General features: G+C 71.4%; 8 protein-coding genes. 4 read left to right on the top strand and 4 right to left on the bottom strand.

Annotated features, from left to right (window positions below; all coding sequences use genetic code 11):
• From OQF71_RS12945 to OQF71_RS12930, 4 genes are all read right to left on the bottom strand, one after another.
• Window positions 1–1,874: HAD-IC family P-type ATPase (locus tag OQF71_RS12945; protein WP_280588169.1), on the bottom strand; the 1,874-nt coding region annotated here is incomplete at its 3' end.
• Between the two features lie 22 nt (window positions 1,875–1,896).
• Window positions 1,897–2,745, bottom strand: a complete 849-nt coding sequence (locus OQF71_RS12940) for a sulfite exporter TauE/SafE family protein (protein ID WP_280588168.1) — start codon at window positions 2,743–2,745, stop codon at window positions 1,897–1,899.
• Window positions 2,746–2,848: 103 nt separating this feature from the next.
• Window positions 2,849–3,277: a plastocyanin/azurin family copper-binding protein gene (locus OQF71_RS12935; RefSeq protein WP_280588167.1), complete on the bottom strand. Its 429-nt coding sequence runs from the start codon at window positions 3,275–3,277 to the stop codon at window positions 2,849–2,851.
• A 108-nt stretch (window positions 3,278–3,385) separates the two neighbouring features.
• The gene (locus tag OQF71_RS12930; RefSeq protein ID WP_280588166.1) at window positions 3,386–4,129 is read right to left on the bottom strand and encodes a helix-turn-helix domain-containing protein; all 744 of its coding nucleotides are present in this window, start codon (window positions 4,127–4,129) and stop codon (window positions 3,386–3,388) included.
• Window positions 4,130–4,265: 136 nt separating this feature from the next.
• Between OQF71_RS12930 and crtI the strand changes: the two genes are divergently transcribed.
• The 4 genes from crtI to truD all read left to right on the top strand — a co-directional run.
• Window positions 4,266–5,789, top strand: a complete 1,524-nt coding sequence (gene crtI / locus OQF71_RS12925) for a phytoene desaturase family protein (RefSeq protein WP_280588165.1) — start codon at window positions 4,266–4,268, stop codon at window positions 5,787–5,789.
• A gap of 200 nt (window positions 5,790–5,989) precedes the next feature.
• Window positions 5,990–6,790, top strand: coding sequence for a bacteriorhodopsin (locus OQF71_RS12920; protein ID WP_280588171.1), 801 nt, complete (start codon window positions 5,990–5,992; stop codon window positions 6,788–6,790).
• A 114-nt stretch (window positions 6,791–6,904) separates the two neighbouring features.
• Window positions 6,905–7,243, top strand: coding sequence for a peptidyl-tRNA hydrolase Pth2 (pth2, locus tag OQF71_RS12915; RefSeq protein WP_280588164.1), 339 nt, complete (start codon window positions 6,905–6,907; stop codon window positions 7,241–7,243).
• On the top strand, window positions 7,244–7,810 hold a 567-nt coding region (gene truD / locus OQF71_RS12910; RefSeq protein ID WP_280588162.1), incomplete at its 3' end, for a tRNA pseudouridine(13) synthase TruD. It abuts the gene before it with no gap.

Raw genomic sequence — 7,810 nt, 5'->3', positions numbered from 1 at the left:
TGGGCGCGGGCGCGTTTCTCGAGTGTGTCGTCAACGCACGCCACGCCGGTGCCGGTTCCTCCGCCGCTTCCGGCGGCCGGCTCGGACCCGGCGGCCGGCTCGGGCGACTCGGCCGTTCCGCCGTCGGCGACCGCGGAGGGGGCGGACGACCCGTCGGTCGCTCCCGGGGACTCGCTCGCGCTCGCCCGCGCCGCGGCGATCGCTCGTCCGACCGGGTGCGCCGAGCGCTCCTCTAACGCGGCTGCGAGCCGGAGCAGGTCGTCGTCGACGTCGGCGGCGATCAGCTCCATCTCGCCGGTGGTGAGCGTCCCCGTCTTGTCGAAGACGACGGTCTCCGCGTCGCGGACGCGTTCGAAGACGGTGTCGTCGAAAATCACGATCGACCGTTCGAGCGCGTCGCGGATCCCCGCGGCGACCGCGAGCGGGGTCGCGAGCCCGAGCGCGCAGGGGCACGAGACGATGAGCACCGTGAGCCCGACGAGCATCGCCTCCGTCACGCCGTTCCCGAGCGCGAGGTTCGCGGCGGCGGTGGCGACCGCGACCGCGAGGACGACCGGAACGAACACGGTCGCGAGCCGGTCGGCGAGCTTCTGGACGCCGTGGTTCCCGCTCTGGAGGTCCCAGACGAGCTCCGCGACGCGGTCGAGGCTGGAGGTCGCGTCCGGCCCGACCGCGACCGTGAGCGAGCCGTCGGCGACCACCGACCCCCCGACCACCTCGTCGCCGGGGGTCTTCCGGACCGGCATCGACTCGCCGGTGACGACCGACTCGTCGACCGCGGCGTCGCCGGCGGCGACCTCGCCGTCCACCGGGACGCGCTCGCCGGCCCGCACGAGCAGTCGGTCGCCCGGCGAGAGGGCGTCGATGGCGACCTGCTCCGTCTCGCCGGCGTCGGCCTCGGTACCCGACTCGGCGTCGCCGCCGACCAGCCGACGGGCGCTGTCGACCTGCACCGCGGTGAGATCCGAGAGGAGCTCGGTCGCGCGCTTCTTTATCGAGTCCTCGTAGCTGTTGCCGACGGTGACGATCACGATGATCGCGACCGTCACGTCGTAGTAGACCGACGGCGACTCGACGAAGATCACCGCGAGCGTGCTGTAGACGTAGGCGCTCACCGCCGCGATGGCGACGAGGAGGTCCATGTTCGGCGAGCGCGTCTTCGCGCTGACGTACGCCCCCCGTAGTATCGGCTTCCCGGTGAAAAAGAGGACGACGGTCGTCAGGACCGCGATCACGATGAAGAAGTACGTCCCCGACGACGACGACATCGCTTGGTTGAGATACTCCAGCGTGCGCTCGTTATAGAAGGGGAACGCGAAGTACGTCGGGTAGATGATGACGATGTACTGGAGCATCACGGCCATCCCGACGAGCACGCCGGCCGCGAGCCGCGCCGTCGCCATGTTGTCCGCCTGTCGGCGCGCGAAGGCGTCGTCGCGGGGGTACGCGCTGTAGCCGAGCCCGCTCACCGCCTCCGAGAGGTCGTCGACGGAGACGCCGTCCGGGTCGTGGTCGATCCGGACCGTGTCCGTGACGTAGCTGGCGCTCGCGGCGCTGACGCCCTCGGTCCGGGTCGCGACCGTCTCGATGAACGCCTCGCAGGTCGCGCAGTGCATCCCGTCGACCTCGAGGAACGTCGCCTCGTGGTCGGCGGGGAGCTCGTCGTCGCTCCCGGCGCCCACGTCCGCCTCGCCCCCGCCGTCTGCCCCGCCCGTACGGCGCCGCTCCCGGACGGCGTCCGCGTCGACGTCGACGTCGCCGAGGGCCGCGTACACGTCCCTGCAGCCGGGACAGCAGAACTCGTTGCCCTCGTCGTCGACCACGTCGACGCCGTCGGTCGGCAGCTCGCAGAGCGTGCAGTCCGAGGCGCTCATCGCCCGATCGCCTCCGTCATCGTCACATTCCCCCCATCATCCCGGCGTCGAGCGGGTTCCAGAACGGGAGCCGCGGGTGCGGGACGTGGATCCCGACCGACATCAGCCCGTGCGCGAACAGGACGTAGCCGAGCGCGACGAAGACGACCCCGAGCAGCCGGTGAATCCGGCGTCGGTGGACGGCGTCGACCCCCTCGATCACGGTCCCGTAGAGGAACACCGCGGGCATCGTGCCGATCCCGAGCGCCGCGAGCGCGACCCCGCCGCTGACCGCCGAGCCGCTGGCGAACGCGTAGAGGTACGCCGGGTAGAGGATCGGACAGGGGAGGAGGCCGTGGACCGCGCCGAGCCCGACGATGCCGGGGCCGTTCGCGAGCCGGTCGACGTGGCCGGTGAGCCAGCCGGTGACCCGTTCGAGCCCCGGGAGGTGGATCCCGCCGGTCGCGCCGCCGAGCGCGTACCGGACGCCGACGAGGATCACGGCCGCGCCGACGCCGAGGCCGACGACGCCGCGGACGAACTCTGCGGCGCCCGTCAGCGTCGCCGTCGTGACGAGGACGACACCGCCGAGCGCGCCGAGCGCCGCGCCGATGACCGTGTAGCTCGTCGCGCGCCCGAGATTGAACAGCGCGTGCTGGCGGACCTCGTAGGTCGTGAGGTGGCTTCCGCGCCGGTCGGGGGTCGCGGACGCGGCGCCACCGGCTCCGTCGCTCGCCGCTCCGCCGCCGTCGGTCCGACTGCCCCCGTCTCGCATCCGGCCGGCGTACACCGTGACCAGCGGGCCGCACATGCCGATGCAGTGGGCGCCGCCGAGCAGCCCGATGGCGAGGAACAGCAAGACGTCGGTCCCCAGCAGCGTCGAGATGTCCATACTGTCTTACCGCGACTTGGCGTCGCGGGCGGTAATGGGTTTCGTCGAGCGCGGGGCCGACGGTCCGACCACGGACCGTCGATCGGTGACGGGCCGGCGCACGTCACTCCTCCACGAAGACGGTCGCGTACATCCCGCCGGTCTCGTGCGGGATACAGACGTAGTCGTAGCGCCCGGCGACCTCGAAGGTGTGCGAGAAGCGGTCGCCGTTCTCCAGTCCGCCGCCGAACTCGGCGACCCACGCCTCGCGTGCCGTCTCTTCGTCGTCGTAGCCGCCGGAGGCGAAGTACTCGGCCGCGTCGGGGATCGCCCCCTCGTAGGCGGTGACCGTGTGGGCTCGCGCGCTCGTGTTCTCCCAGACGACGGTGTCGCCGACGGACACGGTCAGCTCCGCGGGCCGGTATCCGGACGCGACCATGCCAATATCGTAGCCGGGGTCGCCGCCGACGCCGGCGCAGCCGGCGAGGGAGGCGGTCGCTCCGGTCCCGACGCCGACCGCCCCGACCCGTCGGAGGAACCGTCTGCGTTGCATACTCCACCTCGGGGCTTCGGTCGTTTCAATATCGCGGTTCACCTCACCGCGCGGGAACGGCTACGGGTGTCGCGGGAGCGGTCGGCCGCGGCGAACCCCGACCTCGCGTCACGGGTCCACGAGCTCGTCGAACACCTGCCGCTGCGCGGCCGCGAGGTGCTCGGCGAACGTCGAGCGGGCGATGCCGACGGCCGCCGCGACCGCCTCCGCGTCGGCCTCGCGCGGGTACTCGAAGTAGCCGAGCCGCTGGGCGGTTCGGACGACCTCGCGCTGTCGGTCGGTGAGCCGCCCCCGATCGACGACGACGGGGTCGCAGCCGCCCGACCCGCCGGAGCGGGTGAGCCGTTCGAGCGTGACGGACGCGCCCGTGGTCTCGACGGTCTCGACGATCTCGTCGACCGGGTCCACGGAGGGCAACGAGAGCGTGAGCAGTATCCGGTCGGGGTTCGTCCGAACCGCGACGTCGGAGACCGGGTGGCCGAGCGACTCGACCGACCGGCAGGGGTACGGCGCCGTCGGCGGGCTCCGGATCCGGTAGACGTACTCGTCGTCGGCCGCGAAGACGGGATCCGCGCCGATTTCTCGATCGGTGCGGAACTCCGAGACGACGGCGTCGTCGAGACGGACGCGCTCCACGTCGGTGGCGACCGACCCGTCGGGGAGCGCCTCCGCGACCGGCGCGTGCGGCGGATCGCGGACGGCGAGTCGCGCGCGGACGCCCCGTGACCGCTCGGCGGGCGCCTCACCGACCTCCCCGTCGCGCTCGTCGTCGGGAGGGCCGCCGGCGGCGGGGTCGGTCGGATCGGCGCGGTCGTCGGCGGTCGACGACGAGCGACGGGATCCCCGCGACATACTCGAACTGTGCCGACGGATCGGTAAAAGAACGGCCCCGAACGAGTACGTCCGGGAGCGCTCCGCCGCCCTCGATTTATAAAGTCCCGTCGTGGGACGGACACGACTCTCCCGGCCGGGCCCCCTTGGATCGACGATGACAGCGAGCGGGCTCGACGGGGTCTCGATCGGGATCGTTGGCGGCGGCGTCGGCGGGCTCTCGGCGGCCGCGCACCTCGCAGACGCGGGGGCCGAGGTGACGCTGTACGAGCGACAGGTGCGCGTGGGCGGAGTTGCGGGCCGGCTCGAACGCGACGGGTTCCGGTTCGACACCGGTCCCTCGTGGTACCTCCTGCCGGAGGTGTTCGAGCGCTTCTTCGAGCGCTTCGGCCGCGAACCGGACGACTTCTACGAGCTGGAGCGGCTCGACCCGCACTACCGCGTGTTCTGGGACGACGGGGACCGGGTCGACGTCCCCGCGGACCGGGACGCGGCGGCGGAGCTGTTCGAGTCGTACGAGGCCGGCGCGGGCGACGCGTTCCGCCGGTACCTCGACGACGCCGAGACGGCCTACGAGGTCGGGATGGACCGGTTCGTGCTCCCGGGGCGCTCGCGGCTCCGCGACTACCTGTCGACCGACGCGCTCGCGGGCGGGCGACAGCTCGACCTACTCTACACGCTCGACGAGCACGTGAGATCGTACGTCGAGCACCCGAAGCTCCGCCAGCTGCTCCAGTACACGCTCGTCTTCCTCGGCGGCTCGCCGTACAACACCCCGGCGCTGTATCAGCTGATGAGCCACGTCGACTTCGGGCTCGGAGTGTACTACCCGCTCGGCGGGATGTACGAGGTGATCGAGGCGATCGAGTCGGTCGCGACCGCGCAGGGGGCGGACGTGCACACCGGCGTCGACGTCACGGGCATCGAGCCGGGACCGGACGAAGTCGCCGTCGAACTCGGCGGCGACCGCTACGTCCACGACCGGGTCGTCTGCAACGCTCCGCCCGAGCACGTCGAGCGCGAGCTGCTCCCCGACGGCGCGGTGCCGCGACTCGGCGACTACTGGGACCGTCGGACGTACGGCCCGAGCGCGTACCTGCTGTACCTCGGCGTCGAGGGGTCGCTCGACTCGCTGGCGCACCACACGCTCGCGCTGCCGACCGACTGGAAGCCGCATTTCGACGCGATCTTCGAGTCGCCCGCGTGGCCCGAGGACCCCACCGTGTACGTGAACGTCCCCTCGCGCACCGACCCGTCGGTCGCGCCCGACGGCCACGAGGCGGTCGTGACGCTCGTGCCGCTCGCGCCCGGACTCGACGACGGTCCGGACCGTCGGGCCGCGTTCCGAGAGCGCGTCCTCGACGCCGTCGCGTCGTACACCGGGACCGACCTCCGCGATCGGATCGTCGTCGAGGAGTCGGCGTGCGTTTCCGAGTTCGCGGACCGGTTCGACCGACCGGGCGGGAGCGCGCTCGGGCTCGCACACACGGTGACGCAGACGGGACCGCTCCGCCCCGGGCCGCGGGTCCGGGGCGTCGACCGGCTCTACTACGTCGGCGGGAGCAGCAACCCCGGCATCGGGGTTCCGATGTGCCTGCTGAGCGGCGAGCACTGCGCCGACGCGGTCGCGGCGGACGTCGCCGGTGGGCCGCTCGACCGTTTACCCCTGATCGGACGGTGAGCGCGGAGCAGTGAGAACCGACCGTTCAGACTCTCGGGGGAACCGAACGATCTCGAACTATCCGCCGCACTGTCGGAATCCACCGAGAACCCTTACTTGTCAGGTTAGTGCATTTAACTCCCCCGAGGCGTAGATACGCCCGTCGTATGACCGAAACAGCAGCGGCCGACTTACTCGCAAGCGGCATGGTCCCACTCGAAATGACCCAGACCGACGTGTTCCAAGCGATTCAGGCCGATCAGCTCCTGAGCGCGTCGCTCTGGATAAACATCGCCCTCGCGGGCCTAGCGATCCTCCTGTTCGTGTACATGGGCCGGAACGTCGAGGATCCGCGGGCACAGCTGATCTTCGTCGCCACGCTGATGGTGCCGCTGGTGTCGATATCGAGTTACACCGGGCTCGTCTCCGGGCTCACGGTAAGCTTCCTCGAGATGCCGGCCGGCCACGCGCTGGCCGGCCAGGAAGTACTCACGCCGTGGGGACGGTACCTCACGTGGGCGCTGTCGACGCCGATGATCCTCATCTCGCTCGGCCTGCTCGCCGGAACGAACATGAGTAAGCTGTTCACGGCCGTCGTGGCTGACATCGGGATGTGCGTCACCGGCCTCGCGGCAGCGCTGACCACGTCCTCCTACATGCTTCGCTGGGTCTGGTACGTCATCAGCTGCGCGTTCTTCGTCGTCGTCCTCTACATCCTGCTCGCCGAGTGGGCCGAGGACGCCGAGGTCGCCGGCACCGCCGAGATATTCAACACCCTGAAGGTGCTCACCGTGGTCCTCTGGCTCGGTTATCCGATCTTCTGGGCGCTCGGCGCCGAGGGACTGGCGGTGCTCGACGTCGCCGTCACCTCGTGGGCCTACAGCGGGATGGACATCATCGCGAAGTACCTCTTCGCGTTCCTCCTGCTGCGGTGGGTCGCCGACAACGAGCGCGCGGTCGCCGACATGGCGTCCGGGCTCGGCCCGGCCTCCCGCGGCGGCGCGGCCCCGGCCGACGACTGACGACGCGGTCGCGTTCCCGCTTTGCAGGCCTTTTCCCACTCTCCGACGCCCGCGAGCCGCCGGCGCGGCGGTCGAGAGACAAGCGCTAAACCCGCGGCGGCGGTGGAACGGGATATGAAACAGGCCATCGTCGCCCGGACGGACATCGGCATGGGCGAGGGGAAGCTCGCCGCGCAGGTCGCGCACGCGTCGCTGTCGGCGTACCAGGACGCGGGGAGACGCGCCCGCAAGAAGTGGCAGGGCGAGGGACAGAAGAAGGTCGTACTGAAGGGCGACTCCGAGAGCCAGCTGTTCGCGCTGGCCGACAAGGCGGAGACGGAGGGGATCCCGTACGCCGTCGTCCGGGACGCGGGCCACACCCAACTGGAGCCGGGCACCGTCACCGCGATCGCCGTGGGGCCCGCCCGCGACGACACCGTCGACCGCGTGACCGGCGACCTCTCGCTGTACTGAATGGCCTCCGAGCACACCCTTCGCGAGGCGCACCCGACCGAGCGCGCGGTCGGCATGGCGTACTACGTGAGCGACGCAGACGGGATCGGGGGCCGACTCCGGGAGTCACCCGACGACTTTCGGGTCCGCGAGCTGGAGGCGTTCGAGCCGGAGCCGCTCGGGGTCGACCGCGGGAGCTACCCCGAGCTGATCGTCCGCGTCACGCTGCGCGACTGGGACACGAACGACTTCGCGCGCCGGGTCTCCGACGCGCTCGGTATCAGCCGCGAGCGCGTCTCGTGGGCCGGGACGAAGGACAAACGCGCCGTCACCACCCAGCTGTTCACGCTCCGCGAGGTCGACCCCGACGAGCTCCCGGCGATCCGCGGCGCCGAGATCGAACCACTCGGGCGGGCGGGCCGGCGGCTTTCCTTCGGCGACCTCGCCGGCAACGCCTTCGAGATCCGCGTCGCCGACGCGGTCGACGAGGCCCCCGAGCGCGTCGGCGACGCGGTGCGCGACCTTCGGGCGTTCGCGGGCGGCGACGGCGACGCTGCCACCGACGCCGACGGCGCACCCCCCGGGGCG

This window comes from Halorubrum sp. Boch-26, from assembly GCF_029889805.1.
In the GTDB taxonomy this organism is placed as follows: Archaea; Halobacteriota; Halobacteria; order Halobacteriales; family Haloferacaceae; genus Halorubrum.
The sequence above is the reverse complement of the archived record's forward strand: the minus strand, read 5'-3'. Positions and strand labels throughout refer to the sequence as shown.